Source organism: Brevibacterium sp. 2SA (assembly GCF_005502845.1).
Classification (GTDB): Bacteria; Actinomycetota; Actinomycetes; order Actinomycetales; family Brevibacteriaceae; genus Brevibacterium.
Genome location: NZ_SCMW01000012.1, coordinates 52438 through 79299 on the forward strand (window position 1 = coordinate 52438; position 26862 = coordinate 79299).

Genomic DNA, 26862 nt, shown 5'->3' on the forward strand with positions numbered 1-26862 from the left:
GTGCCAGATCTCCACACCGATGTCGCGATCGTCGGCGCAGGACCCGCGGGCCTCATGCTCGCCCATCTCCTGCACGTCGCCGGCATCGATTCCGTCGTCGTCGACAATCGCAGCCATGACGACATCGCGACGACCCATCGCGCCGGCATCCTCGAGGCCGCCTCGGTGCGGATGCTCGAGACCCCGGGCATCGACTCCCGCGTCCACACCGCAGGCCATCGCCACGACGGCATCGACATCCGCGTCGACGGGGTCAGCCACCCTCTCGACTTCCCCGACCTCGTCGGCGAATCCGTGTGGCTCTACCCGCAGAACGAGATCTACGTCGACCTCGCCGCCGCCCGCGCCCGCACCGGACGACCGACGTTCCATGCGGTGACCGACACCCGCCTCGACGCCGTCGAATCGCAGTCCCCGCAGGTGCGCGCCGTCACCGACGACGGTGAGCCGCTCACCGTCACCGCCCGGTACGTCGTCGGCGCCGACGGCTCCCGCGGCCCCTCACGGGCATCGATCCCCGAGACCACGCGCAAGCGGTTCTTCCACGAGTACCCGTTCGCATGGTTCGGGATCCTCTGTGAGGCGCCGCCGAGCCACGAGGTCCTCATCTACTCCCGCTCCGCACGCGGCTTCGCCCTGATCTCCCAGCGCAGCGACACCGTCCAGCGGATGTACTTCCAGGCCCCACCCGACACCGAGGTCGCCGACTGGTCCGACGACCGCATCTGGACCGAACTCCAGGCCCGCGTCGAGGGCCCCGACGGCTTCGCGCTCCGGACCGGTCCGATCATCGACAAGACGGTTCTGCCGTTCCGCTCGGCCGTGACCGAGCCGATGCAGCACGGCTCGCTCTTCCTCGCCGGCGACAGCGCCCACACCGTCCCCCCGACCGGCGCGAAGGGCCTCAACCTCGCCTTCGCCGACGTCGCGGTGCTCGCCCCCGCCCTCGTGCGCGCCCTGCAGGACTCCGACGCCGAGGCGCTCGCCCGGTACTCGGCGACCGCGACGAAGCGCGTCTGGAAGGCCCAGAACTTCTCGTACCAGATGACGAGGATGCTCCACACCGACCCCACCGCGGATCCCTTCGAAGCCCGCCGCAGCCTCGGCGAGCTCGATTCGATCCTCACCTCCGACCACGGCCGCCGGTACCTCGCCGAGTGCTACACCGGCTGGCCGCACACCACCACCATCCCCTGAAGAAGAGAGGTCAGACCATGAGCGCACAGAAGCTCTCCGGTCCCGACGACGCCGCCGAATCCCAGGCGACGCTGAGCGCGGAGATCAATGAGATCGGCCGCGAGTTCCGAGACGCCGTGGCAGCCGGCGCCCCGGTCGAGACGCAGCCGCGACTCGACTACCCGCCCTACCGGTCCTCGCTGCTGCGGCACCCGACGAAGGATCCTCGCCACACCGATCCGGAGACGATCGAGCTCTACTCCCCGGCGTTCGGCCACCGGGACATCGGCACCCTCGAATCGGATCTCACGATCCAGGCCGGCGGGGAGCCGATCGGCGAGCGCATCCGCGTCACCGGCCGGGTCCTCGACGGCCAGGGCCGGCCGGTCGCCGGTCAGCTCGTCGAGATCTGGCAGGCGAACTCCGCCGGCCGCTACATCCACAAACGCGACCAGCACCCGGCCCCCATCGACCCGAACTTCACCGGGGTCGGGCGCACCCTGACGGGCCCGGACGGATCGTACTCGTTCACGACGATCAAACCCGGCCCCTACCCGTGGAAGAACCACCACAATGCATGGCGGCCGGCCCACATCCACTTCTCGCTCTTCGGCACCGAGTTCACGCAGCGGATGGTCACGCAGATGTACTTCCCCGGTGACCCGCTCTTCGCCCTCGACCCGATCTTCCAGTCGATCACCGACGAGAAGGCGCGCGAGCGCCTCGTGGCGGCCTACGACCACGACATCACCGAACACGAATTCCTCATGGGCTACACGTGGGACATCGTCCTCACGGGAGCCCAGCGGACCTGGATGGAAGAGGACGACGATGCCTGAGACCGAGTACACCGCCACCCCCGGTCAGACCGTGGGGCCCTTCTACGGCTACGCCCTGCCCTACCCGGGCGACAGCGCGCTCGTCCCGCCGGCAGCGGCCAACGCCGTGCAGCTGGCCGGGGTCGTCTACGACGGCGCGGGGGTGCCCGTGCCCGATGCGATCCTCGAGATCTGGCAGCCGGACGAGACCGGCACGGTCTCCCGGGCGACGGGGTCGCTGCGCCGTGACGGCTTCACGTTCACCGGGTTCGGGCGCGCCGCCTGCGACCCCGAGGGCCGGTTCAGCTTCTCCACCGTCGTCCCCGGCCCCACCGAGGCGGGCAAGGCCGCTTTCATCAGCGTCGTCGTCTTCGCCCGCGGCCTGCTCAACCGGCTCTTCACCCGGGTCTACATCCCCGGTGACGCCGAGGCGCTGGCGGCCGATCCGCTGCTGTCCTCCCTCGACCCGGCAGAGCGGGAGCGTCTCATCGCGACCCGGGAGGCTGACGGGACGCTGCGTTTCGACATACGGTTGCAGGGAGAGGACGAGACCCCGTTCCTCCGGTTCCCCGGCCACGCCGACTGAGACGACAGAGGAGACTGCATGAGCCGCACCCGACTGCTCTTCGCCCCCGGCGATCTCCGCGGCGCCGACAGCGTCGACGATGCGGCGCTCGTCGGGGCGATCGGCGAGGTCGAGAGCGCGTGGGTGACCGCGCAGGCATCAGCCGGTCTCGTCTCCGCGGACACGCGGACCGCGGCCACCGGGGCGGTCGATGCCGTGACGTGGGAGCTCCAGGCCGATGCGGAGGCGCTGGCAGGCCTGGCCGCGGACGCCGAATCCGGCGGCAATCCCGTCATCCCGTTCCTCACCCGGGTGCGCGCTCGCCTCACTCCCGAGGCGGGCCGCGCCCTCCACCGGGGGCTGACGAGCCAGGATGTCATGGACTCCGCGCTCGGGCTCCTCGTCACCCGCACGATCGCCGAGACCCGGGCCCGCCTCGACGTCATCACCGAGGCGCTCCGCTCCCTCTCCGAGGCCCATGCCGACACCCTGTGCCTGGCCCGCACCCTCACCCAGCCGGCGCTGCCGACGACGTTCGGTCTGCGGGTCGCGACGTGGGCGGCGGAGGTCGCCGAGGTCGCAGCGCTGACTCCCCGCAGCGACGCCGTCCAGGTCGGCGGGGCCGCCGGCACGCGTGCGGCGATCCGGGAGTTCGCCGGGGACCGCACCGAGGCGCTGCTGCGGGAGTTCGAGGTCCAGCTGCGCGGGCCCGACGCCGCCCTCTCCCCCACCCCCGTTCCCTGGCACACCGACCGGGTCCGCGTCCTGACCTGGGCGACCCATTTCACCCAGTGCGTGGGCGTGGGCTCCTCGATCGCGCGAAACGTCCTCATCGGCACCCGCCCCGAGGTCGGGGAACTCGCCCTCGCCGCGACCGGCGGCTCCTCGGCGATGCCGCAGAAGACGAACCCGACCGTCGCCGTCCTCCTCCACCGCAACGGCATGCGCGCTCCCGGCCTGCTCGCCACGGTCGCCACGACCGGCGCCGAAGCCGTCGAGGAGCGCTCCGACGGTGCCTGGCATGCCGAATGGCCGGCCCTGTCCGCGCTCATGGTCCTCGCCCTGTCCTCCCTGGCCCTCCTCGAGGAGATGGTCGCCGGACTGAGCGCCCGCCCCAAGGCGATGCGCCGCAACCTCGACGCCGCCGGTCCCGGCATCTACGGCGAGAAGCTCACGATCGTCTTCGGCGACCGTCTGTCGAAGGACGCGATCACAGAGATCCTCTCCGGTTCCGGTGACCCCGCCGAGCTCCTCGGCGCCGCCCTCGCCGCGACCCCCGGGCCGGTCCCCGACCCCGCGGAGCTGGAGGGATACTTCGCACCGTCGTCCTACCTCGGCGAGGCCGAGGGCATCCGCGAGACGATCATCCGCACGACCGACCCGACCACCCCCTGACGAAAGCGACCACCGTGGAACTCACCGCCTCAGTCCTCACGACCCCGACCGCCCCCGCTGCCCGGGTCGTCATCGCCCTGCCCTCGCTCGGCACCTCGGTGGGCGCGCTGTGGCAGCAGGCGGCGAGCGCCCTGGCCGATCTCTCCCCCGACACCGCGGTCATCGGCATCGACCTGCCCGGTCACGGCCGCTCCCCCGCCCTCGATGTGGGGGCCGGAGCGTCGCGTTCGGAGGTTCCCCGGGTGTCGATGGCCGATCTCGCCGAGGCGGTGCTCACGACGGTCGACCGTGTCCTTCCCGATGTCGTCGGCGACTCGGAGGTGGCCGTGTCGCTGGCCGGGGACTCGATCGGCGGCGCCATCGCCCTCCAGCTCGCCCTCGAGCATCCGGAGCGGTTCGAACGGGCGGCGGTGTTCTGCACCGGGGCGAAGATCGGCGAAGCCCAGGGCTGGGAGGAGCGCGCGGAGACCGTCGCGATCTCCGGAACCCCGACGCAGGTCATCGGATCGGCCGAACGGTGGTTCGGTCCCGGATTCATGGAACGCGAACCCGAGGCCTCGGCAGCACTCCTCCATTCCCTCCAGGATGCCGACCGGTTCTCCTACGCCGCGCTCTGCTACACGCTCGCCGACTTCGACATCCGGGGGCGCCTGTCCGAGATCGGCCTGCCGCTGCTCGCCGTCGCCGGTGAGCACGACACTCCGACCCCACCGACGAAGCTCGCCGAGATCGCCAACGCCGTCCCCGGTGCGCTCCTCGAGATCATCGAGGGTGCCGCCCATCTCGTGCCGATCGAGGCGCCCGTCGTCACCGCGGGACTCCTCTCCGACTTCCTCGCCGGCCGCGGCACGAGCGGGGCAGAGACCGGGGCGGCTGCCGATGTGCCCCGGCCGACGGCCGCGGGACCGCGGGACGCCGACCGCGACGCCGTGTGGGAGGCGGGGATGGGAGTGCGCCGCGAGGTCCTCTCCGATGCCCACGTCGACCGGGCGAACGCCGCGATCACGGACTTCACCGCCGACTTCCAAGACCTCATCACCCGCTTCGCGTGGGGTGAGATCTGGACGCGGCCGGGCCTCGACCGGCGGATGCGCTCGGCGATCACGCTCACGGCGATGATCGCCGGCGGACACGAGGCGGAGCTGAAGATGCACGTCAAGGCCGCGCTGCGCAACGGGCTCAGCCGCGACGAGATCAAGGAGATCCTCCTCCAGTCCGCGATCTACTGCTCGGTGCCCTCGGCCAACACCGCCTTCGCCGTCGCCGCCGAGGCCCTCGCCGAGGTCGACGCCGACGGACTCGACTGACCCGAAGGGCTCAGGCGCCGTCCTTGGCCGCGCCGTCCTTGGCCGCACCGTCCTTGGCGGCGATCTCGAGGTACTGGGTTGAGAGCATCCGGTAGGCGCGCGTGCCGAAGGCGGCGAGAGCGAGGACGATCGAGACGATGCCCGCCCACAGGAAGACGAGCGCGATGCCGCGCACGTCCCCCTCGCCGAGCAGCCAGCCCCAGCGGTCGGCGCCCGCATCGGTGCGCATGTACGGGATGACCCAGAACTCCGCGATCGGGGCGATGAGGAACGCGGTGATCGGCGCCGAGGCCGCCTCGAACGTCATGGCGAAGCCGAACACGCGACCCTGCTGACGGAACGGCACGACCCGCTGGATGACCGTCTGCTCGGCGGCCTCGATGACCGGCAGCATGAGGAAGAAGCCCCACAGTCCGAGGCCGTAGAGGAGCCAGGACTCGCGCAGCGCGAAGACCGCGCCGAGCAGACCGATGAGGCAGCAGAAGAGGAGCATCGTGCGGATCGGATTGCGCCCGAGACCGAACTTCGCGACGAGTCCGCCGCCGATCATGAACCCAGTCGAGACCACGGCCAGGGCGATGCCCCAGGCCTGGGCAGACCCGAAGACCTCGATCCCGTAGGGGTCGGTGAGCGCCATGTAGACGCCGCCGACGAGGTTGTTGAGCGTCGTGAAGAGCACGAGCGCGAAGAGCCCGGGAGCGGCGAGGACCGCGGCGAGGCCGCCGCGGATGTCGACCCAGCCGGGCTGCCCTGCGGAGGCGACGATGACCGGCTCGGGGATCCGCAGGGTGAGGAGGTGGAGGAGGGAGAGGCCGATGAGGACGACGGCGATGGCGATCGACCAGCCCATCCCGAGGAACCCGACGGCGAGTCCGCTGAAGACGCTCGTGACGAGGAAGCCGAGGCCCTGGACGGTGCCGACGAGGCCGTTCGCGTTGGCGCGCTTGGGCCCGGGCACGAGCAGGGACACGGTCGTCGACAGGGCGATGCCGCGCAGCTGCTCGACGACGGCCCCGGCGAGCATGACGATGCTGAAGACCCAGAACCACGGTCCGCCGATGTCGAGGAGGATCGCATTCGGCACCGCCAGGTAGATGAGCCCGGTGACGGCGAAGAGGAGGAGCGTGCCGGCCGTGGCGACGACCATGACCCGAAGCTTGCGGAACCGGTCGACGACGGTGCCGAAGAACATCGAGAAGAGAGCGACGAGGAGCATGTACGCCCCGCCGATGACCCCGGTGGCGAGCACCGATCGGGTCTCGAGGTAGACCCAGAAGGTCAGGGCGAACCAGAGGAAGCTCGTCGTGACGTTGGCGATGGCAGTGTTGACGAGGACATGGAGGAACGTCCGCTGTCCGCCCGGCGGCGGTTCGGGGTCAGCCGCATGGGGATCGTCGCTCATCACCGTCATGTCTCTCACAGTAGCCCGACGCACTGACATGGGACCGATCACATTGTGACGGCGCGGACTACCGGTGCCCGGTCGCGGGCACTAGGCTGGTGCGGTTGCCGCGGCCGCCCTGCCGTCGGCGAGAACCCGCACCCCATCCCAGAGGACAGTCATGAGCGATGCGCCCGTGCCCCGCCGGACCTACAAATTCGCCGTCTTCGCCCTCGCGATCGGCGCGTTCGGGATCGGCGTCACCGAGTTCGCCACGATGGGACTCCTCCCGCAGATCGCCGCCGAGCTGCGCATCACCGTCCCGCAGGCCGGGCATGCGGTGTCCCTCTACGCCCTCGGCGTCGTCGTCGGCGCCCCGCTCATCACGACGATCGCCGCGCACATGGATCGCAAGCTCCTGCTCCTGTGCCTCATGGGACTCTTCGCCCTCGGCAATGTCGCCTCGATGCTCGCGCCGAATGCGGCGCTGTTCAACATCGCCCGCTTCGTCAGCGGCCTCCCCCACGGCGCCTACCTCGGCATCGGCGCGATCGTCGCGGCCTCGCTCGTGCCGGTGAGCCGCCGCGGCCGGGCGATGGCGAGGGTCATGCTCGGTCTGACGATCGCGAACATCGTCGGTGTGCCCGTCGCCGCGGCCCTCGGCAACGCCTTCGGCTGGCGCAGCGCCTATGCGCTCGTCGCCGCGCTCGGCATCCTCACCGTCATCATGGTCGCCATCGCAGTGCCCAAGGTGAGGCTCTCCCAGGCGCCCTCGGCGCGCGGGGAGATCAAGGCGCTGGCGCGGCCGCAGATCATCCTCACCCTGCTCGCCGGTTCGATCGGCTTCGGCGGCATGTTCGCCGTCTACACCTACATCACCCCGACGATGACCGAGGTCGCCCATGTCCCGGAGACCGCGATCCCGTGGGTGCTCGCCGTCTACGGTCTCGGCATGACGGCGGGTTCGCTCATCGCCGGTCCACTCGTCGACAAGTCGATCGAACGGTCGGGAACCGGCGGCATGATCCTCTCCGCTCTCGTCCTCGCCGCGTTCGGGGCGTTCACGGAGAACGCCGCGGTCGCGATCGTCGCGCTCTTCTTCATCGGCATCGCCGGCTCCATGATCACGACCTCCCTGCAGATGCGGCTGCTGCGCGATTCGACCGACGCCCCGAGTCTCTCGGCGGCGATGAACCACGCGGCGTTCAATCTCGCCAACGCCCTCGGCGCGTGGCTCGGCGGCATCGTCATCACCGCCGGTCTCGGCTACCGGGCACCCGCGTGGGTGGGCGTGGGCCTGTGCATCGCCGGCCTCATCGTGCTGACGATCGCGATCGTCCTCCGCCGGAAGGGCCCGGCCGCGTCGTCGAGCCGGACGACGCTCGACCTGTGATCCTCCGCGCCCCGGCCTGCGATCTCAATCCCTGAGACGCAGGCTGTGCGCCTGTTGAGACGAGCGTAGTGTCGGTCCGTCCACACGAGCACGACTGCCCGTCTTCACCACCACAGCGGAGCACAGAGAACATGTCCACCGAAACACAGCCGGACGGCGCACCCGCGCAGTCCGCAGCCGAATCCGAGGCGATCGCGGCGACGAGGAAGAACAACACGCGCGGCAAGGTGCTGAGCGCCTCGATGGTCGGCACGACCATCGAGTTCTTCGACTTCTACGCCTACGCGACGGCGTCCTCACTCGTCTTCCCCGCCCTCTTCTTCCCCAACCAGACCTCGACGACGCAGCTGCTGAGCTCGTTCGCGATCTTCGGCGTCGCCTTCGTCGCCCGCCCCGTCGGGTCGATCATCTTCGGCCACTTCGGCGACCGCATCGGCCGGAAGAAGACGCTCATCGCGTCCCTGCTCATCATGGGCATCGGCACGTTCCTCATCGGCCTCCTCCCCACCGCCGAGACCCCCGGCTGGGTCGTCCTCGCCCCGCTCCTCCTCGTCCTCCTCCGCTTCTCCCAGGGCGTGGGCCTCGGCGGCGAATGGTCGGGCGCGGCGCTGCTGGCGACGGAGAACGCTCCGAAGGGCAAGCGCGCGATCTGGGGAACGTTCCCGCAGCTCGGCGCCCCGGTCGGCTTCATCCTCGCGAACCTCCTCTTCGTCGGCCTCAACTCGTGGCTCTCGCCCGAGGCGTTCCTCGCGTGGGGCTGGCGGATCCCGTTCCTCCTCTCGGCCCTCCTCGTCGCCGTCGGCCTCTACGTCCGGCTCTCGCTCATGGAGACCCCGGCGTTCCAGCTCGTCGAGCAGCGCCAGCAGATCTCCCGAGCCCCGATCGGCCGCGTCTTCACCGGCAGCTGGCTGCCGCTGCTGCTCGGCACGTTCATCATGCTCGCGACCTACGTCATCTTCTACTTCATGACCGCGTTCACGCTCACGTACGGCACGTCCCCGGCGACGGTGGAGCAGGCGGAGACCGCCGCCGAGGCGGCCGGCAAGCCCTTCGATCCCGCGGGCTTCGTCGCGGGGCTCGGTTATGAGAAGAACGAGTTCCTCACCTACCTCATCATCGGCGTCGTGTTCTTCGGCATCTTCACCGTCGTCTCCGGACCGCTCGCGGAGAAGCTCGGACGCCGGAAGATGCTCATGGGCGTCACGGTGCTCATCGCCGTCTACGGGCTCGCCGTCAACGTGCTCTTCAACGCGGGCACCGTCGGCGTCGTCGCCGCCCTCATCATCGGCTTCACCCTCATGGGCCTGACGTTCGGGCCGATGGCCGCGTACCTGCCCGAGCTCTTCCCCGCCAACGTCCGCTACACGGGTTCGGCGGTGTCGTACAACATGGCCAGCGTCATCGGCGCCGGTCCCGCACCGTTCGCGATGGTCGCGCTGTGGCAGGCCGAGGGAGGCACGATCTTCTGGTGCGGCCTCTACATCGTCGCCGCCGCGTTCCTCACGTTCGTCGCGCTCTACTTCGCGAAGGAGACCGCAGACCTCGACATCGAGGCCGAACTGAGCTGAGTCCCGACTCAGCCGGACGCAGAGCTGAACCCAGCAGAGCAGCACCCAGCGCCGAGGCGGACCCGCAGGTCCACCTCGGCGCTTCGTGCAACGGTTTGGCAACGACCACCTCGGCGAGGGCCGACGAAACATCGATGTGACACAGGACACGGTACGATTCCTCACAGATGCCGCTCAGAATTCGGTTGCTGGGCGGCGCACATGCGTGTGACATCGCCGTCACCGACGATCTGGGAGGATCCATGAAACGACGCTTGACCATGGCCGCCGTGGCCGCTGGCGCTCTCTTCGCCCTGTCCGCATGCGGAGGTGGAGGATCGGGTTCGGAGCCGACGGCCGAGGGCGGGGTTCCCCTCGTCAGCGAAGGACAGCTCACCGTCTGCTCCGACATTCCGTATGAGCCGTTCGAGTTCGTCGAGAACGGCGAGAACGTCGGCTTCGACATCGACCTCGCCCAGGGCCTGGCCGACGACCTCGGCGTCGAGCTCAACGTCATCACGACCGCCTTCGAGGCCATCCAGTCCGGGTCGGCGCTCGACACCGCTCAGTGCGACATCGCCCTGTCGGGCATGTCGATCACGGAGGACCGGAAGACGAAGATGGACTTCTCCGCGCCGTATCTCAAGGACAACCTCGGACTCATGGCGACGAAGGAGTCCGGCATCAAGGGAATCGCCGACGTCAAGGGCAAGGAGGTCGGCGTGCAGCAGGCGACGACCGGTGAGACCTATGCCCAGGACAACGGCGCCACACCCGTCCAGTTCGAGGATTCCGGGCTGATGACCCAGGCGATCCAGACCGGTCAGGTCGATTCGGTCATCGGCAACATCTCCATCATCTCCACCGCCGTCGCCGCTGACGACAACCTCGTCTTCGTCGAGGAGTACGACACCGGCGAGGTCCTCGGCGCCGCGGTGAAGAAGGGCAATCAGCCGATGCTCGACGCCTTCGGCACGACGATGCAGCGCCTCTACTCCGACGGCGCCTACGACGCCGCCGTCGACAAGTGGTTCGGCGATGTCGCCGATGCCGCGCGGATCCCCGAAGCGGACCGGGCGGCGACGACTCCCTGACGCCCATCCACGAGGCCCGGTCGGCATGATGTCGGCCGGGCCTCGGCAGGTTCCCGTTCACCGACACCGCATGCGGCCCACCCCGCCGGATGCATGAGGGCTCCTCACAACGGGCCCAGAATTCTGGAGGCACTGTGGCTCTCAGCGTGCGTCAGCGCGAGCGAACATCCCGCGGCATCCAATACGGCATCCTCATCGTCGCCGTCCTTCTCGCCGTCTTCCTCGCCGACTGGCAGACGATCTACCTCAAGTTCTTCAATCCCGACGTGATCGCGGCGCAGTTCCCCGAGATCATCACGACTGCGCTCGTCAACACGATCATCTACACGGCGCTCGGGTTCGTGCTCGCGCTGTCGCTCGGGATCCTCCTCGCGCTCATGAAGATCTCGTCGGTCGCTCCCTACCGGTGGATCGCGACGGCCTACATCGAGCTCTTCCGCGGCGTGCCGGCCCTCCTCGTCTTCCTCGCGTTCGGCTATGCGGTGCCCTACGCGTTCGGCATCCGGATGGACACGTATGTCACCGTGATGCTCGCACTCGGCATCGTCGAGTCCGCCTACATCGCCGAGACGATCCGCGCCGGACTCCAGGCCGTGCCGAAGGGCCAGTACGAGGCGGCGCGGTCGCTGGGCATGTCCCACACGCGGGCGATGGTCACGATCGTCATCCCGCAGGCGTTCCGCATCATCCTGCCGCCGCTGACGAACGAGATCATCCTCATGACGAAGGATTCCTCGCTCATCTACATCCTCGGACTCACCGCCTCCCAGTACGAGCTGACGAAGTTCGGCAGAGAGGCGATCTCCAATCCGGAGGCGGGGCTGACACCGCTCGTCGTCGCCGGTGTCTGCTATCTCGTCATCACGGTCCCGTTGGGGATCCTCGCCCGGCGCTTCGAGTCGCGCACCGCCAAGATCAAGAAGTAGGACGATATGTCGATTGCATCGAAACCGACCGAGGACATCCACGCCGAAGGGTGCACGATCACCGGCCTCCACAAGTCCTACGACGATGTCGAGGTGCTCAAGGGCATCGATCTCGACGTCAAGCCGGGTCAGGTGGTCTGCCTCATCGGACCCTCAGGATCCGGGAAGTCGACCCTGCTGCGCTGCGTCAATCTGCTCGAGCAGCCCAACGCCGGGACGATCACCGTCGCGGGCTACGACGCGACGGACCCCGATGTGGAGATCAACAGTCTGCGCCGGCACGTGGGCATGGTGTTCCAGGCATTCAACCTCTTCCCGCACCTGACGGTCATGGACAACTGCACGATCTCGCAGCGCCGGGTGCTCAAGAGGGGCAGGGCGGAAGCGGAGCGGATCGCCCTCGATCGCCTCGCCCAGGTGGGGTTGGAGGGCTTCGCCGAGCGCTACCCCGATCAGCTCTCCGGCGGCCAGCAGCAGCGCGTCGCGATCGCCCGCGCGCTCGCGATGGACCCCAACCTCATGCTCTTCGACGAACCGACCTCAGCGCTCGACCCGGAGACCGTGGGCGATGTCCTTCAGGTCATGCGTCGCCTCGCCGAGGCGGGGATGACGATGGTCGTCGTCACCCACGAGATGGAGTTCGCCCGCCAGGTCGCCGATCGTGTCGTCTTCATGGACGGCGGGGTCGTCGTCGAGGAGGGCCCGGCCAGGGACGTCATCGGCAATCCGCAGGAGCAGCGGACGAAGGACTTCCTCTCCCGCGTCCTCCACCCGGGTCAGCTGGAGTAGCAGTCGTGAGCAGCTGGGATCCGACGAGTCAGGGCGTCCTCGCGCTGCCGTCGGGTCGACTGGTTCGGGGGCGCTCCCTGGCGCGGTCGAGACGCGCTGCCGCAGATGACCGACCGGACGCCGCGGACTTCGAGCTCATCCTCCTCGGCCGGCAGCGCGAGTTCGAGTCGGAGACGCATGGTCCCGCGCCAGCGATGGATCTGCGGTGGGTGGCGTGGCCCGATTTCGCCCTGCCGAAGGACCGGGACGACGCCGCGGATGCGTTCGTCGAGTGCTGGAGGCGAGCGGAGTTCGAGCGCGTCGGCGTCGCCTGCAGCGGTGGGCGCGGGCGCAGCGGGACCGCACTGGCCTGTCTGGCGGTCCTCGACGGGGTGCCGCCCGCCGAGGCGGTCGCCTACGTCCGCACCCACTACGATGCGCGCGCCGTCGAGACCCCGTGGCAGCGCCGCTTCGTCGAGCGATTCGGCCTCGATGGCACCCCCTGACGCCGAGACCACCACTTAGCGCCGAGACCGCCGGTGAGAAGCGGTGGTCTCAGCGCCGAGTGGTGATCTCGATGAGGCGAGCGCTTCGAGCTCGGCCTTGATCTCCATGAACGGCTGGGCGCGGAAGAGGTCTCCCCACACGAGGTTGAACACCCGCAGCCCGGAGTTGAGCAGCTTCATGTGACGTTCGTGGTTCTTCGCGCTCGCCCGGTCGGGCCCGCCCTCGTTGAGGAAGTACTTTCCCAGCCCGTGGAACTCGACGACGAGCGGCAGTGTCTCGTGGCGGAAGTCATTGCGGGCGATCCAGGAGCCGCTGGCATCAAACGAGTCGACCTGCGGAATCATGCCGGTGATTCCGAAGCGGTGGAACCTGACCGCGCACAGCGCTTCGCCCGCTGATTCGTGCAGCGGGCTCGCCAGCTCGAGCGCCAGCTGTGCGTTCCTGCACCCCCTGCCGCCGAGGCGGATGCCGCTCGCCAGTGACGCTTTCGACACCTTCCCCTCGCGCAGAGCCTGGGAGATGAAGGGGACCGAGACATCGCTCGGATAGTCGTGGGCGAGGTCGAGGAGTGTCCGCCGCAGCGACGTCACGGGGAGGTCGCCGACGCGGGCACGATCGTCAGATGCGACCTCACGGTTCCGGTAGTGGACCGTCGGCTTCCTCTTCCCATACCCGGACCGGATGAGCTCGGCCGCTGTCGTCGTGGGAAACGGCGGATCGAGTCCGTGGATGATGGCTGCAGAGACGTGGGAGAAGAAGCTCCCCGGCAGCAGTTCCCGGGCGTAGGAGCGGATGAGCGTCTTGAGCTCCTCCGTGCTGTCACGGATGTCCCCGAAGGTCTGCGGGTACGGATGTCCCGACGCTTCATGGATCTCGTGGAGGACCTCATGGGCTGTGTTCTCGCATGGCTTCTTGAGCACGAACCAGCCGCGCCGAATTCTGCCGATGCACTCGTCGAATGTGTCGGCCCCGACGCCGAGGTCGCGCAACTCACTCGAGCTGAACACAGTGACCATGCACTCACAATAGCCATCAAACAGCCTCAACTGAATGCAAACACCACATAAAATTTGCGAGCCCTCGTCGAGACGACCACTTCGCGCCGAGATCGCCGGTTATAAGTGGCGATCTCGGCGCGAAGTGGTGGTCTCGGCGACGGCGCCGGCGGAGGCGCCAGGAGCCGGCTCAGCGGCCCCCGTGCTCCGCGATGATCTGGTCTGAGGCCTTCTCGCTGACCATGTAGACGGCGCTGGCGATGAAGTAGCCGGGGATGTCGGGGAAGACGCTCGCGTCGACAACACGCAGGCCCTCGACACCCCTCACCCGCAGATCTCCGTCGAGCACCGCCAGCGGGTCGTCAGCGGCGCCGATCTTCGCGGTGCCGCACGCATGGTGACCCCAGGCTTCGGCCATGACGTGATCGCGCAGCTTCTCCCGGGTGTCCACCTCGGCGCCGGGGACGAGCTCGCGCACGACTTTGGTGTTCTCGATGTTCGAGGCGATCTCCCGCGCCAGTTCGATCCCGTCGACGACGCCGTCGAGGTCGGTCTCCCAGCCCTCAGACCCCTCATCGAAATACCGCATCCGGATGTCGGGGACATCGCGCGGATCGGCCGAGCGCAGCCGCACGGACCCGGCGCGATCCCGCGTCCAGCCCTTGAGCACGAGCAGGCTCATCCGGTTGTGATGGGGCTTCGCGTCATACGAGTAGTTCGGGTAGTACCCGTGGAAGTCCGCGGCGAGGGAGAAGACGATGACATCGGTGCCGTCATCGGACGCGGCACTCGTGCGGGCGACGAGGGCCGCGAGCGACCCGTTCGTCGAATATGGCCCACCGCGGTCGTCCTTCCACTCCTTCATGAGATCGTCGTCGGGCTCCCCCGGTGCGGGCACGTCGAGCGTGGACCCGTCGAAGATCGGGAAGTCGGCATCGAGCTCGTTGACGACCGAGACCTCGTAGCGGTCGTGGAGGTTCTCCCCCACCCCCGGCAGGTCGACGACGACGGGAATGCCGAACTCCTGCAGCTCGGCGGCCGGACCGATGCCGGAGAGCTTGAGCAGCTGCGGGGTGTTGAATGCCCCGCCGGCGATGATCACCTCGCGGCGGGCGCGCACGATGCGGGCCGCCGGCGACGCCTCGGCGGACCGGCGCTCCTCGGGCGTCGCCCGGTAGAGCCCGGCACCGGGCAGGTACTCGACCCCGACGGCACGGGTGCCGTCGACGACGACCCGCGTGGCCAGCGCATCCTCGATGATCGTCAGGTTCTCCGGGTGAGCATCCCGCGCGGCGAGCAGCCGCTCCCGGGCACCGTGGCGCTGCCCACCGCCGGCGGCCACGGGCACGAACGACATGCCCTGGTACTCCGGCGGGGTGTCGGCGGCGTTGATGTCACGCGGCAGGGACACCTCGGCGGGGATGCCGAACCTCTCCCGGCTCGTCGCCTCGGTGGCGTTGATGATGTCGAGGAACCGCGGTTCCCGACCGGCGATCGCCGGATCCGCCCGGGTCGTCGGCAGCCACCCGCCGCGTCCGTGGTGCGCTGTCGCGTCGCGGTCGGCTTCGGTGTCGCCGGGCAGCGGACGGGCGTCGACACCCTGCCAGTCCTCGATGCGCTCGAAGATCGTCCGCATGTGCGCACTGCCCCAGGTCTCATCCCCGGTCAGCGACGCCAGGGCATCCCAGTCCCGCGGATGCGGGGCGATGTGGACGAGCGCGCTCACCGCCGTGCTGCCGCCGAGCGTGCTGCCCCGCGGATAGAGGATCCCGCCCTCCTCGTCGACCCACTTCGCATCCCGCGCTCCGCGGTCGGGATCGTCGTAATGGGAGACGAAGAAGTTCCACACCATGTCGACGTCCTCGCTAGCATAGGCCTGCATGACGGGGATGTCGTAGTACCGGCAGTCGTGATCGCGGCCGGCTTCGAGGACGACGACGCTGAATCCCGCCGCGGCGAGATTCGCAGCGAGCGGTCCGCCGCCCGCCCCCGAGCCCACGACGACGAAATCGGCGGTGGTCTCGGCGGGAGCGGCGGAGGCCGTCACTGGAGGTAGTTCTCGACTTCGCTGACGGGACGCTCCTTGGCGAGGTTGGGATCGCGTCCGGCGTCGCGCTCCCCCTGCCGCTGGCGGAGGAGATCCCAGAGCTGATCGAGCTCTCCCTCGAGCTGGGCGATGCGCTGGTGCTCCTGCTCCTCGGTGATCTCACCGGCACCGAGGCGACGGCGCAGTTCGCGCTCCTCCTCGACGGCGTCGTTGATCTGCTGATGAATCGACTTGTCACTGGCCATGACGGAACCTTTCGTGAGTGGGGACGCTCAGCGGTGGACCTTGTCCATCCAGTCCGCGGGCACGCGGCCTGCGGGTCCGGGCACCGGCTGGGATTCGGGGTGGGACTCCGGCGGGGCGAGCTCGGGTCCGTCGAAGACCTGCTCGGTGCGGAAGTCGTAGAACCACGTCTCGCCCGGCTCGTAGCTGCGGATGACCGGGTGCGAGGTCTCCGCGGCGTGCTTGCTCGCATGCTGCGACGGAGAGGTGTCGCAGCACCCGATGTGACCGCAGGCCGCGCACCGGCGCAGATGCACCCACCAGCCGCCGGTCGCTTCGCATTCGACGCATCCGGGTCCCGAGGGCGGAACCGCGGTGTCGATGTCTCCGGGTTCGAGTTGAATGTCCATGCACCGAGTATGGCACAAGTCACACTGGTTTCAGCCGGTCGTCTCCGACTCTCCGGCGACCTCTGCGAGGATGACCCGGTAGCCCAGGCGCGCGTCGTAGCCGTGGATCTCCCGGGTGTCGAGCGCGGACATGAAGTCGAGCACCTCGGCGGTGATGACCTGACCGGGCACGAGCACCGGGAAGCCGGGCGGGTACGGGGTGACGAACCCGGCCGAGACGGGGGTCTCCCCGGCATCGACGCGACGGCGCAGTTCGTGCGGGAGGACGTACTCGACCGACTTCTGCCGCAGACCCGCGTAGTACGCGGACCGCAGATCCCCGTCGGGCAGCTGCGCCGCGGGGTCCTCGGCCGGCACCTCGGCGGCGTACTCCGGGGCGAAGGCGCTGAAGTCGGGCAGCGGCGGCATCACGACGGCGAGTTCCGTCGCCGCATTCGCCCGGGTGAGCGCGTGCGGGTCGGAGAACTTCTCGGCGATCTTGACGAGCACCTCGATGAGATAGGCGACGGCCGACCGGGAGGTGCCGATGTTCGTCATGAAGAGCACGGTGTTCCGGCTCGTCTTGTTGACCTGGATCCCGTAGCGGTCCATGAGGTATTCGTGTTTGAACGTGTCCCCGTCGACGCCGGTGCCGGTGATCTCGATGGTGATCCGGCTCGGGTCGACGACGAACTCGTCCGTCGTCCACGCGTGCCAGAACGTCCCGAGGCCGTCGCGCAGCGGCATCGACCGCGTCGTCTCCCGGTATTCGGCGGGGATGAGGTCCTTGGCGGTGAGCACCCGGAACGTCTTCTTCAGCAGCGGGTGCCGGGCCACCGCCGAGGCGAGGCTGACAGCGAGGTCGAGCTGCTTCTGGACGAGCGCGAAGCCCTCCATCTCGACCTGCCGCCGACCGAGGTCGAGAGAGGCGAGGATCTGATAGTTCGGCGACGTCGAGGTGTGCGTCATGTACGCCTCGTGGAAGGCCTCCTCGGCGCCGGCCCCGAACTCCTGGTCGTAGACGTGGATCATCGACCCCTGCCGCAGCGCGGTCAGGGTCTTGTGCGTCGACTGCGTCGCGTACACCCGGATCGTCGCATCCGGCGGGGCGAGCAGGGTCTCATTGAGCCACACCTCGTCGGGCGCCGGCTCCCCGGTGACCGGGTCGAAGAGCCGCTTCCGCTGCTCCCGGTACGCGGCGTCGTGGGCGTTCGTCCGCAGGTTCTCATCGAGCCGCTCGGCGGCGACCATGGCCGTGCGCTTGCGGGTGACGGGATGGAAGCGGGCGAACGCGAACCACGCCTCGTCCCAGAGGAAGACGAGATCGGGTTTGATCGCGAGGCACTCGGCCATCACGCGCTCGGGGTCGTAGACGATGCCGTCGAACGTGCAGTTCGTCAGGGTGATCATCCGCACCTCGTCGAGGCGACCGGCGGCCCGGTAGTCGAGGAGGAGCTGCTTGATCCGCGACAGCGGCACCGCGCCGTAGAACGCGAAGTCGTTGAGCGGGTACGCCTCGAGGTAGGCGGCCCGGGCCCCGGTGAGCATGAGCGCATGGTGATGGGACTTGTGGCAGTTGCGGTCGACCATGACGACCTCGCCGGGGGCGACAACGGCCTGGTGGACGATCTTGTTCGCCGTCGACGTCCCGTTCGTCACGAAGTACGTGCGCTTCGCGCCGAACGCGCGGGCGGCCAGGGACTGCGCCTTCTTCAGGGTGCGCACCGGGGCGAGCAGGGAGTCGAGCTCACCCGAGGTCGCGCTCGTCTCAGCGAGCAGCAGGTTGAGCCCGTAGAAGTCGACGAAGTCGCTGATCCACTTCGACCCGACGACCGATCCGCCGCGGGAGACCGGCAGAGCGTGGAAGACCCCGGCGGGGCGCCGGGCATGCTCCTGGATCGCAGCGAAGAACGGAGTGTCGTAGAGGTGCTGGACGCGGCGGAGCAGCGAGAGGTGGAGCTCGAACTGGTCCTCCCGGCGGAAGACGCGACGGAAGCGGTGGGTGAGCGCCCCGGCGAGGCTCTCGATGTGCGCCCCGGCCATGAGGTAGAGGTCGAGTTCGGGGCGGATGCCCGCGAGCGTGTCGGCCAGCCGCAGCACCCGGCGCACCGAGTTGAGCGGGCTCATCGGCCCGGTCGGCGACGACGTCGTCCCCTCGTGGGCGTAGGCCACGGCATCGCGGAGGTCGCGGCTGAGGACCTCACGGGTGCGGTCGGTGAACCCGGGCCGGATGACGCACGCGAGCAGGTTGGGGTTCGTCAGCGCGGCGACGACGGCGTCATCGGCGGTGGGGACGATGACGTAGTCGTAGATGAACTGGTCGGAGGGGCTGCGGAGCTTGAGCAGGTCGGCGTGGAGTTCGTCGCGCCCGCCCTCGGTCGTCTCGTCGACGATGAGGACCTCGAACCGGGGACGCTGGTCCTGCCGGTCGCGCAGCTCATTGCGCTCCTCCTCGGTGAGTTCGTCCTCGAGGAGGTCAGGCACCGTCGTCCCGCGCAGCCGGTTGACCGCGCGGGTGATCATGTCGTGGGCCCGGTCGAACTCGCCGTCGGAGAGGAGCTCGGCGATCTCCTCGACGTAGCGCTGCCCGAACCCGCCCCAGTAGAGCTCGATGGTCTTCAGCGACCGCAGGGACCGCCACACCTCGCCGTCGGCGGCGATCATCGAGAAGTCCCCGCCGCTCATGACGAGGCGCTTGATCGCGTACTTGAGGTACTCCCACGCGTCCGAGCGCAGCCGCCACGTGCTCGCCGGCATTCCCGGGTCGCGTTCGAGCTTCGCCTTCTCCGGTCTCGTGAGGAACCCCGGTCGCAGCGGCGTTCGCGCACCTCCTCCGGAAGCCGACGGTTCGGGCGTGAAGATCGCCCGCCCCGGAAGATCGTCGGAGTCGATGCCGGTCATGCTGGAGCCTCCTGGCGTGGTGCGAAATCCGTTGTGCTGACGATCATACGGCCTGCCCTCACCCGTTTCGCCACCGCGGTGCCCACTTGAGACGAAAGAGTGATAAGCATGAGGAATGGATGCATCAGAGTCGCTGTCCGCCGGCCACCTCATCGTCCGCGAGCTCGAGGCCCACGGCGTCCGCCGCGCCTACCTCGTCCCGGGCGAGTCCTACCTCGACGTCCTCGACGGACTCCACGATTCGCCCATCACCCCGATCGTCTGCCGCCAGGAGGGCGGGGCCGGGTACATGGCCGTGGCCGAGGGGCGGATGACCGGGGTGCCGGGGGTTGCGATGGTCACCCGCGGTCCCGGTGCCGCGAACGTCATGGCCGCCGTCCACACCGCCCACCAGGATGCGACCCCGCTCGTCGTCTTCGTCGGCCTCATCCCCACCTCCCACCGCGGTCGGGAGTCCTTCCAGGAGTTCGACCTCAGCGGGTGGTTCGGCTCGACGACGAAGAAGGTCCTCGTCCTCGATGATCCGGACAAGGCCGCCGAGGTGGTCGCCGATGCGCTGCACACCGCGGTCACCGGCCGGCCGGGTCCCGTCGTCGTCGGCCTGCCCGAGGAGGTGCTGACCCGGCGCACGACCGCCTCGGCGATTCCGCCCCTGACCGTCGGGGTGCCCGCCCCCGACGACGGCGACCTCACCGAGGTGCGGGCCCGCATCGACCAGGCCGAACGTCCCGTCCTCATCATCGGCGGGGAGGACTGGCCGCAGGCCACCGCCGAGCGCATCGCCCGCTGGTCCGCCGACCGGGGCCTCGGGGTGCTCGGCACGTTCCGCGCCTACGACGGGATCGACCACGACAGTCCGAACTTCCTCGGCATCCTCGGGTACGGGGCTGCCCCGGTGGCCCAGCGCGTGTTCGCCGAGGCCGACCTCCACATCTTCCTCGGCTGCGTGCGCACGGATGTCGCCACCGACGGATTCACCCTCGGCACGGAGCAGAAGACGATCGTCATCGGCCCCGACCCGGATGCGCACGGGCACTTCGGACGCCTCGATGAGCACATCGTCACCTCGGTGAGCCGGTTCGCCGCCCGGGTCGTCGCCGCGGACGGGACCCCGGACTACGCGGTCACCGCCGACGGCGCGGTCAACGAGGTCGCCGGCGGGAAGACCGGTGCCGCGGCCGCACCCGAACTCCCCGCGTGGATCACCGCGGCCCGCGCCGAATTCGAGGCATGGCGGGTGCCGAGACCCGCACCGGCCGGGACGGACGCCGACCCCGGCTCCGGCTTCGTCGACATGGACGAGGCGTTCACCCACGTCAGGGAGCTGCTGCCCGAGGATGCGATCGTCACCTACGGGGCGGGGAACTTCTCCGGGTGGGCGACGCGTTTCCTGCCCACGCACGCCTTCCCCTCGGCGCTCGGGCCGCGCAACGGGTCGATGGGCTTCGGGGTGCCGGCCGCGGTCGCCGCGGGACTCGTCGCCCCCGACCGGACGATCTTCTGCATCGCCGGGGACGGGGACTTCCTCATGAACGGCCAGGAGCTCGCGACGGCCGCCCAGTACGGGATCGACCTCACGATCGTCGTCAACGACAACTCCGTCTACGGCACGATCCGCGGCCACCAGGACCGCGACTACCCGGGCCGGGCGACGGGCACCGCACTGGACAACCCCGACTTCGCGGCGATGGCCACGGCGTTCGGCGGACTCGGCATCAGGGTCGAGCGGACCGCGGACTTCCGCGAGGCCTTCGCCGCCGCGCTGGACCACCGGGGCCCGGCGCTCGTCCACTGCGTCACCGACCCCGCGATCCGCGGCGCCCGCCTGTGATGGCAGACTCGAGATGACCGGGTCACCGGTGACAGCGACGTCCACGACGAAGGCAGCCCCATGAGAATCGACGCGATCTTCACGGATCTCGACGCCCACACCCTCGACCCCGCCCGGCCCCGCGCGACGAAGATCGGGGTCTTCGCCGGTCGGATCGTCGGCGTCGATGAGGAACTCGACGGCGTCACCGCCGACCGCGTCGAATCGCTCGGCGGGGCGACCGTGCTGCCGGGCTTCAACGACGTCCACTGCCACACGACGTGGTTCGGCCTCACGCTCGCCTCCGTCGACGTCACGGCGATGCCGGGGGGCCTGCCCGACGTCTACGCGGCACTCGAGCAGGCGGCGGCGACGACGCCCGAGGGCGAGTGGATCGAGGCGACCGGCTTCGCCCACCGCGACTACGACGGGCAGTACCCGGAGCTGGCCCGCCTCGATGCGATCACCGGCAGCCGACCCCTATTCATGCGCCAGACCTCGGGACATGCGGCGATCGTCAACACCGAGGCGATGCGCCGGGCCGGCATCCTCGACCGAGGCTTCACCGACCCGGTCGGCGGGAAGGTCGTCCGCGACGCCGCCGGCCACCCGACGGGACTCGTCGAGGAGACCGCGCAGGGCCTCGTCCAGGACCTCATCCGCCCGTACTCGCTCGACACGATCGTCGAGGCCCTCGATCTCGCGACGACACAGTACGCGAAGGAGGGCATCACCTCGTTCGGCGAATGCGGCATCGCCTACGGCTGGATCGGCCACTCCCCCATCGAGATCTCCGCGTACCTGCGGGCGCGCGAGGAGGGGAGGCTGCGGGCCCGGGCGCAGCTGATGCCGCAGGCTGACGGCCTCCACGCGATCGCCGCGAACCCGGCCGACGGCTTCGGCATCGGCCTCGACGCGGGACTGCGCACCGGCCTCGGCGACGACCTCATCAGCATCGGCCCGGTGAAGTTCTTCATGGACGGGGCGATGAGCGGGGAGACCGCCGCCCTGCGGGAGAACTACGCGGGCCGTGATCATCGCGGGTATCTCCAGGCCGACGCCGAGGCGCTGCGCCGCCAGATCCTCGACACGTACGCCTCCGGGTGGTCGCTGGCCGTCCACGCGATCGGCGACGCCGCCGTCGATGCGGCGATCGCGAACATCGTCGAAGCCCAGACTCGCCACGGCAGGCGGGCGGTGCCCAACCGCATCGAACACGCGGGACTCGTCCACGACGAGCACCTGGCGACGCTCGCCGAGCACGGCATCGCGGTGACCCCGCAGGCCGCGTTCGCCGAGGCGATCGGCGATGGGATGAACCGGTCGCTCGGACCCGAGCGCCGCCGCCTGCTCTACCGGGCGAAGTCGTTCGTCGACGCCGGGGTCCTGCTGCCCGGCAGCTCGGATCGCCCGTGCGCCGACGGCACGGCGCTGCGCGGCATCGAGGCCTTCGTCACCCGCGCGACCCGGGACGGTGACGTCATGGGCGCGGCGAGCGAGCGGCTCACCCCCGCCGAGGCGGTCGCCGCCTACACCTCGGTCGCCGCCGTCGCCTCGGGGCAGGGCGCGGACAAGGGCACGCTGACCCGGGGGAAGCTCGCCGACTTCGTCGCCCTCGACGCCCATCCCGCCGAGGTGGCCCCCGACGAGATCGCCGGCATCCCCGTCCGCGCGACCGTCCTCGGCGGCGCATTCACCCACGACGCCCGGTAGCTCAGCGGGGCGGGAAGTCGAGGTCGGTGAGGACCGTCTCGAGGATGCCGAGGCCCTTCTCGAGGTCGTCCTCGCTGATGTTAATCGGCGGGACGACGTGGATGCGGTGGTAGTTGCTGAACGCGACGAGGCCGTGCTCCTTGAGGGCGGCGAGCACCGAGGCGACCTCGGGTGAGCCGCCGCCGTAGGGGGCCAGCGGCTCCTTCGTCTCCTTGTCCCAGACGAGTTCGATCGCCCAGAACGCCCCGGTCCCGCGGACCTCGCCGACGTGCTTCGAGCTCTCCGCGATCTGCCGCAGACGGGGTCCGATGATCTCCTCGCCGATCCGGGCGGCGTGGGCGACCATGCCCTCGTTCTCCATCGCGTCGATCGTCGCGACCGCGGCCGCGCACGCGAGCGGATGCCCGGAGTACGTCAGACCTCCGGGATAGGCCACCTCGGCGAAGGTGTCGTAGATGGCATCGTCCATGATGACGCCGCCGAGCGGGACGTACCCGGAGTTGACGCCCTTGGCGAAGGTGATGATGTCGGGGACGATGTCGAAGTGCTCGAAGGCGAACCACCGGCCGGTGCGGCCGAAGCCGGCCATCACCTCGTCGGCGATGAGGACGATGTCGTGGGCGTCGGCGAGCGCCCGCACGCCCTGCATGTACTCCGGGCTCGGGATCATGATGCCCGCGGTGCCGGGGATCGATTCGAGGACGATCGCGGCGATCGTCGACGGGCCCTCGAGTTCGATCGTGCGCTCGAGGTGGCGCAGGGCGCGCTCGGTCTCCTCCGCCTCGGTGGTCGCGGCGAACTCGGAGCGGTAGAGGAAGGGCCCGAAGAAGTGGACGACACCGGAATCGCCGAGGTCGTTCCGCCACCGCCGCGGATCGCCGGTGACGTTGATCGCCGTCTGCGTGCCCCCGTGGTAGGAGCGGTAGCGGGAGAGGACCTTGTGCCTGCCGGTGTGGAGGCGGGCCATGCGGATCGCGTGCTCGTTGGCGTCGGCCCCGCCGTTGGTGAAGAAGACGTGGTCGAGGCCGGCCGGGGCGCGCTCGGTGATGAGGCGGGCGGCCTCCGACCGGGCGGCGTTGGCGTAGGCGGGACTGATCGTGCAGAGCAGATCGGCCTGGTCCTTGATCGCGGCGACGACCTTGGGATGCTGGTGGCCGATGTTCGTGTTGACGAGCTGGGAGGAGAAGTCGAGCAGCGGCCGGCCCTCGCCGTCATAGATGTACGAGCCCGCCGCGCGGGAGACGGTCATCGGGTCGAGCGTCCTCTGAGCCGACCACGAATGGAAGACGTGGGCCCGGTCGAGGTCGTAGGCCCGGGCGGATTCGTCCCTGATCTCCGCGAGCTCCGCGTCGCTGAACTGCTCCATGATCGTCACCTCTCGCGCTCGTCCCGGCCCCTGACCGAGGCACGCGGCGCAGCCTCGGCGGCGCCTACGCTCAAGGGTAGAGCACTGGGAGGCCAGGTCCGCAGACTACAGTGAACCTCATGCCCTACCGGACGATCGCGCGCCCCGCCGCAGCCGAGATCGAGATCAGGAGGTCCCGATTCCTCGGCCTCATCGCCCCGGTGGAGACCGAGGCGCAGGCGCGGGAGATCATCGCCGCCCGCCGCGCGGAGCATCCGAAGGCCCGCCACCACTGCACGGCGTTCATCCTCGATCCCGATGCGCGCACGCAGCGCTTCAGCGATGACGGGGAGCCGGCGGGCACGGCGGGCGCCCCGATCCTCGACGTCCTCGCCGGCCACGACCTCACGTACGTCCTCGCCGTCGTCACCCGGTACTTCGGGGGAACCCTGCTCGGTGCGGGCGGGCTCGTGCGCGCCTACGGGCAGGCCGCCTCGGCGGCGGTCGATGAGGCATCGATCATCACGAAGCAGGAGCTCGTGCCCGTGCGGGCGACCGTCGACTACGCGCAGGCGAACGCCCTCGAGCGCGCGGCAGGAGTCCGCGGATGGTCGGTGCGGGCGGAGTACGGCGCGGCGGTGACGCTCGACGTCCTCGTCCCCGTCGCCGAGGTGGATCCGGCCCTGACGATGTTCGCCGACCTCACAGCGGGGCGGGCCCAGCCGGAGGTCGGCGACGTGGAGTGGGTGTGAGGCTGTCGCCTCGGTGGTTCTGCTCAGCGGCTGAGCGCGGTGGTTCTGCTCAGTCGAGCGCGGCGATCTTCGCGACCTGCGCGTTCGTGAGCATGACGAGGTCCTCGGGTCGGATCTCGATCTCGAGGCCGCGGCGGCCGGCTGAGACGAAGACCGAGGCGTGCTCGAGCACGGTGCGGTCGATGACGACGGGCACGGCGTGGCGCTGCCCGAACGGGGAGACGCCGCCGACCGGGTAGCCGGTGCGGCGCTCGGTCTCCGCGACCCCGGCCAACTGAGCCTTCTTCGCGCTGCGCGCCGAGGCGAGGGCCTTGAGGTCGAGCTGGCCCGAGACGGGGACGAGAGCGGTGACGGGGGCGCCGTCGACCTGGATCATCAGGGTCTTGAATACCTGGTCGGACCCGACGCCGAGCTTGTCAGCGGCTTCCGAGCCGTAGCGCCGGGTGGCGGGGTCGTGCTCGAAGCTGTGCAGGCTGTAGTCGATGCCCGCGAGGTTGAGAACGCGAACGGCCGGGGTAGCCGCGCTGGCCGATTTGGATGCAGATGCAACTGTCATAAGGGGGTCGTGCCTCCTGCCCGCGGGTCGAGAGGGAGACGCAGAGCGCGACTGCCGGAGCCTCGCGCTCTTCCCAGCTCGATACGGACGGAATGTTGTATCGGTTACTGATTAGGTACCCGCCCACAATAGGCGAACCGTCAAGCCCAGCGCCAATCAATGAAGGCAAACCGAACTTGCCGGTAGCGAACCTTCGTCCAGCTCACACGGGATCATCGCGTTCGGGCACCTTGTCAGCCGGCCTCACCCCCAACCGATTTCGTGGAGCCGGTCGTCGTCGATGCCGTAGAAGTGGGCGATCTCGTGGACGATCGTGATGACGAGCTGCTCGCGGAGGTCGTCGCGGTCCCGGGCGAAGGCGATGAGGTTGTCGCGGTAGAGGAAGATCGTGTCCGGCATCTCGAGTCCGCTCTGGCCGCGCTCGCCGATCGGGATCCCGTGATAGAGGCCGAGCAGGGTGCGGCTGCCGTCCTCGGGACGGTCCTCGACGAAGAGGGCGACGTTGTCGAGTTCGTCGGTGACTCCGGCAGGCAGCGATTCGACCGCCTCCTCGAGGATGGCATCGAATTCCTCGTCGCTCAGCTGCTCCATGGCCCCGATCCTAACGGTCGGATCTGACACGGGAATCCGGGTGCGTGAGGCCCGCGAACGGGGCCGGGAGTCTGTGACGGAGGACACCGCGATCTGTTTTGCATTCTCCAAAAAGGTTGGGATAAGCTTAACGTCGTTGCCCACGGGGAATCCGAGAGCAAACTAGGCCCCCATCGTCTAGAGGCCTAGGACACCGCCCTTTCACGGCGGCGACACGGGTTCGAATCCCGTTGGGGGTACGGTGTAGGATCGAAAGGTCTGTCACCACAACAGCAAGGCCCTGTGGCGCAGTTGGTTAGCGCGCCGCCCTGTCACGGCGGAGGTCGCGGGTTCGAGTCCCGTCAGGGTCGCGGAGCATAAGGCTCTTCTTCGGAAGAGCCTTAGTTTCTCTCGGCATACTTGCGTATGTCGGCGGCCAGGCTCTGTAGCTCAGTTGGTAGAGCGTTCGACTGAAAATCGAAAGGTCACCGGATCGACGCCGGTCGGAGCCACCACCACGAAGAACCCCGCGGATTCCGCGGGGTTCTTCTGTGTCTCAGGGGCGTGCGGCTGGGGTTATAGGCCAAAATGTGTGTACAGCCAGGGCGTGTCGACACTGGTCCTTATCGGGATCTGCCGCCCCAGCCTTTCTGGATCCCGTTGCCATCCTCGATACTGAATCCCG

General features: G+C 69.2%; 23 protein-coding genes, 3 tRNA genes and 1 pseudogene. 18 read left to right on the forward strand and 9 right to left on the reverse strand.

Features of this window, described 5'->3' with window-relative positions; all coding sequences use genetic code 11:
- The 6 genes and pseudogenes from FFS20_RS06865 to pcaC all read left to right on the forward strand — a co-directional run bounded on the left by FFS20_RS06865 (position 1) and on the right by pcaC (position 5261).
- Positions 1-1197 carry a 4-hydroxybenzoate 3-monooxygenase gene (locus FFS20_RS06865; RefSeq protein ID WP_137825174.1) on the forward strand — a complete coding sequence of 399 codons (1197 nt, stop codon included), beginning with the start codon at positions 1-3 and terminating at the stop codon, positions 1195-1197.
- Positions 1198-1214: 17 nt separating this feature from the next.
- The gene (gene pcaH / locus FFS20_RS06870) at positions 1215-2015 is read left to right on the forward strand and encodes a protocatechuate 3,4-dioxygenase subunit beta (RefSeq protein WP_137825175.1); all 801 of its coding nucleotides are present in this window, start codon (positions 1215-1217) and stop codon (positions 2013-2015) included.
- A complete protein-coding gene (gene pcaG, locus FFS20_RS06875; RefSeq protein ID WP_137825176.1) occupies positions 2008-2580 on the forward strand; it encodes a protocatechuate 3,4-dioxygenase subunit alpha in 573 nt (190 codons plus the stop codon). The genes pcaH and pcaG overlap by 8 nt, the downstream gene beginning before the upstream one ends.
- 18 nt (positions 2581-2598) lie before the next feature.
- Positions 2599-3954: a lyase family protein gene (locus FFS20_RS06880; protein WP_137825177.1), complete on the forward strand. Its 1356-nt coding sequence runs from the start codon at positions 2599-2601 to the stop codon at positions 3952-3954.
- A gap of 14 nt (positions 3955-3968) precedes the next feature.
- Positions 3969-4757: pseudogene (locus tag FFS20_RS18260) on the forward strand (alpha/beta fold hydrolase); the annotation flags it as partial.
- Between the two features lie 126 nt (positions 4758-4883).
- Positions 4884-5261 (forward strand): 4-carboxymuconolactone decarboxylase, encoded by a 378-nt coding sequence (pcaC, locus tag FFS20_RS18265; protein ID WP_232623894.1) that lies wholly within the window; start codon positions 4884-4886, stop codon positions 5259-5261.
- 10 nt (positions 5262-5271) lie between these two features.
- On the opposite strand, the gene FFS20_RS06890 is transcribed toward pcaC, so the two are convergent.
- A complete protein-coding gene (locus FFS20_RS06890) occupies positions 5272-6663 on the reverse strand; it encodes an MFS transporter (RefSeq protein ID WP_137825199.1) in 1392 nt (463 codons plus the stop codon).
- A gap of 160 nt (positions 6664-6823) precedes the next feature.
- Here FFS20_RS06890 and FFS20_RS06895 point away from each other — a divergent pair, with 160 nt between their 5' ends.
- The 6 genes from FFS20_RS06895 to FFS20_RS18270 all read left to right on the forward strand — a co-directional run bounded on the left by FFS20_RS06895 (position 6824) and on the right by FFS20_RS18270 (position 12876).
- A complete protein-coding gene (locus tag FFS20_RS06895; RefSeq protein ID WP_137825179.1) occupies positions 6824-8035 on the forward strand; it encodes an MFS transporter in 1212 nt (403 codons plus the stop codon).
- A gap of 131 nt (positions 8036-8166) precedes the next feature.
- A complete protein-coding gene (locus tag FFS20_RS06900; RefSeq protein WP_137825180.1) occupies positions 8167-9603 on the forward strand; it encodes an MFS transporter in 1437 nt (478 codons plus the stop codon).
- 242 nt (positions 9604-9845) lie between these two features.
- A complete protein-coding gene (locus FFS20_RS06905; protein ID WP_137825181.1) occupies positions 9846-10676 on the forward strand; it encodes an ABC transporter substrate-binding protein in 831 nt (276 codons plus the stop codon).
- A 134-nt stretch (positions 10677-10810) separates the two neighbouring features.
- Positions 10811-11602 carry an amino acid ABC transporter permease gene (locus FFS20_RS06910; protein ID WP_198500565.1) on the forward strand — a complete coding sequence of 264 codons (792 nt, stop codon included), beginning with the start codon at positions 10811-10813 and terminating at the stop codon, positions 11600-11602.
- A gap of 6 nt (positions 11603-11608) precedes the next feature.
- On the forward strand, positions 11609-12391 hold the full coding sequence (locus FFS20_RS06915) for an amino acid ABC transporter ATP-binding protein (protein ID WP_137825183.1): 783 nt from the start codon (positions 11609-11611) through the stop codon (positions 12389-12391).
- 5 nt (positions 12392-12396) lie between these two features.
- A complete protein-coding gene (locus FFS20_RS18270; RefSeq protein ID WP_137825184.1) occupies positions 12397-12876 on the forward strand; it encodes a protein-tyrosine phosphatase family protein in 480 nt (159 codons plus the stop codon).
- Between the two features lie 15 nt (positions 12877-12891).
- Here the strand turns inward: FFS20_RS18270 and FFS20_RS06925 are convergent, their stop codons facing one another.
- From FFS20_RS06925 to FFS20_RS06945, 5 genes are all read right to left on the reverse strand, one after another.
- On the reverse strand, positions 12892-13893 hold the full coding sequence (locus FFS20_RS06925) for a hypothetical protein (protein WP_137825185.1): 1002 nt from the start codon (positions 13891-13893) through the stop codon (positions 12892-12894).
- Positions 13894-14062: 169 nt separating this feature from the next.
- Positions 14063-15919 carry a GMC oxidoreductase gene (locus tag FFS20_RS06930; RefSeq protein ID WP_137825186.1) on the reverse strand — a complete coding sequence of 619 codons (1857 nt, stop codon included), beginning with the start codon at positions 15917-15919 and terminating at the stop codon, positions 14063-14065.
- On the reverse strand, positions 15916-16164 hold the full coding sequence (locus FFS20_RS06935) for a DUF2630 family protein (RefSeq protein WP_137825187.1): 249 nt from the start codon (positions 16162-16164) through the stop codon (positions 15916-15918). The genes FFS20_RS06930 and FFS20_RS06935 overlap by 4 nt, the downstream gene beginning before the upstream one ends.
- A 27-nt stretch (positions 16165-16191) precedes the next feature.
- Positions 16192-16551, reverse strand: coding sequence for a UBP-type zinc finger domain-containing protein (locus tag FFS20_RS06940; protein ID WP_137825188.1), 360 nt, complete (start codon positions 16549-16551; stop codon positions 16192-16194).
- Between the two features lie 30 nt (positions 16552-16581).
- Positions 16582-19431, reverse strand: coding sequence for a beta-eliminating lyase-related protein (locus FFS20_RS06945; RefSeq protein ID WP_137825189.1), 2850 nt, complete (start codon positions 19429-19431; stop codon positions 16582-16584).
- 115 nt (positions 19432-19546) lie between these two features.
- On the opposite strand from FFS20_RS06945, the gene FFS20_RS06950 reads away from it, so the two are divergent.
- The gene (locus FFS20_RS06950) at positions 19547-21262 is read left to right on the forward strand and encodes a thiamine pyrophosphate-dependent enzyme (protein WP_137825190.1); all 1716 of its coding nucleotides are present in this window, start codon (positions 19547-19549) and stop codon (positions 21260-21262) included.
- 60 nt (positions 21263-21322) lie between these two features.
- Positions 21323-22954 (forward strand): amidohydrolase, encoded by a 1632-nt coding sequence (locus tag FFS20_RS06955; RefSeq protein WP_137825191.1) that lies wholly within the window; start codon positions 21323-21325, stop codon positions 22952-22954.
- Position 22955: 1 nt separating this feature from the next.
- On the opposite strand, the gene FFS20_RS06960 is transcribed toward FFS20_RS06955, so the two are convergent.
- Positions 22956-24320, reverse strand: a complete 1365-nt coding sequence (locus tag FFS20_RS06960) for an aspartate aminotransferase family protein (protein ID WP_137825192.1) — start codon at positions 24318-24320, stop codon at positions 22956-22958.
- Positions 24321-24439: 119 nt separating this feature from the next.
- Here FFS20_RS06960 and FFS20_RS06965 point away from each other — a divergent pair, with 119 nt between their 5' ends.
- Positions 24440-25051, forward strand: coding sequence for a YigZ family protein (locus tag FFS20_RS06965; RefSeq protein ID WP_137825193.1), 612 nt, complete (start codon positions 24440-24442; stop codon positions 25049-25051).
- A 49-nt stretch (positions 25052-25100) separates the two neighbouring features.
- Here FFS20_RS06965 and ybaK read toward each other — a convergent pair whose 3' ends face one another.
- Together ybaK and FFS20_RS06975 are read right to left on the reverse strand one after the other, a co-directional pair.
- The gene (gene ybaK, locus FFS20_RS06970) at positions 25101-25607 is read right to left on the reverse strand and encodes a Cys-tRNA(Pro) deacylase (RefSeq protein ID WP_137825194.1); all 507 of its coding nucleotides are present in this window, start codon (positions 25605-25607) and stop codon (positions 25101-25103) included.
- A gap of 243 nt (positions 25608-25850) precedes the next feature.
- Positions 25851-26198 (reverse strand): metallopeptidase family protein, encoded by a 348-nt coding sequence (locus tag FFS20_RS06975; protein WP_137825195.1) that lies wholly within the window; start codon positions 26196-26198, stop codon positions 25851-25853.
- 166 nt (positions 26199-26364) lie between these two features.
- Between FFS20_RS06975 and FFS20_RS06980 the strand changes: the two genes are divergently transcribed.
- From FFS20_RS06980 to FFS20_RS06990, 3 genes are all read left to right on the forward strand, one after another.
- Positions 26365-26437: transfer RNA gene (locus tag FFS20_RS06980), tRNA-Glu, on the forward strand.
- Between the two features lie 37 nt (positions 26438-26474).
- Positions 26475-26548 (forward strand) — tRNA-Asp (locus tag FFS20_RS06985).
- 68 nt (positions 26549-26616) lie between these two features.
- Positions 26617-26692 (forward strand) — tRNA-Phe (locus FFS20_RS06990).
- The last annotated feature ends 170 nt before the right edge of the window (positions 26693-26862 follow it).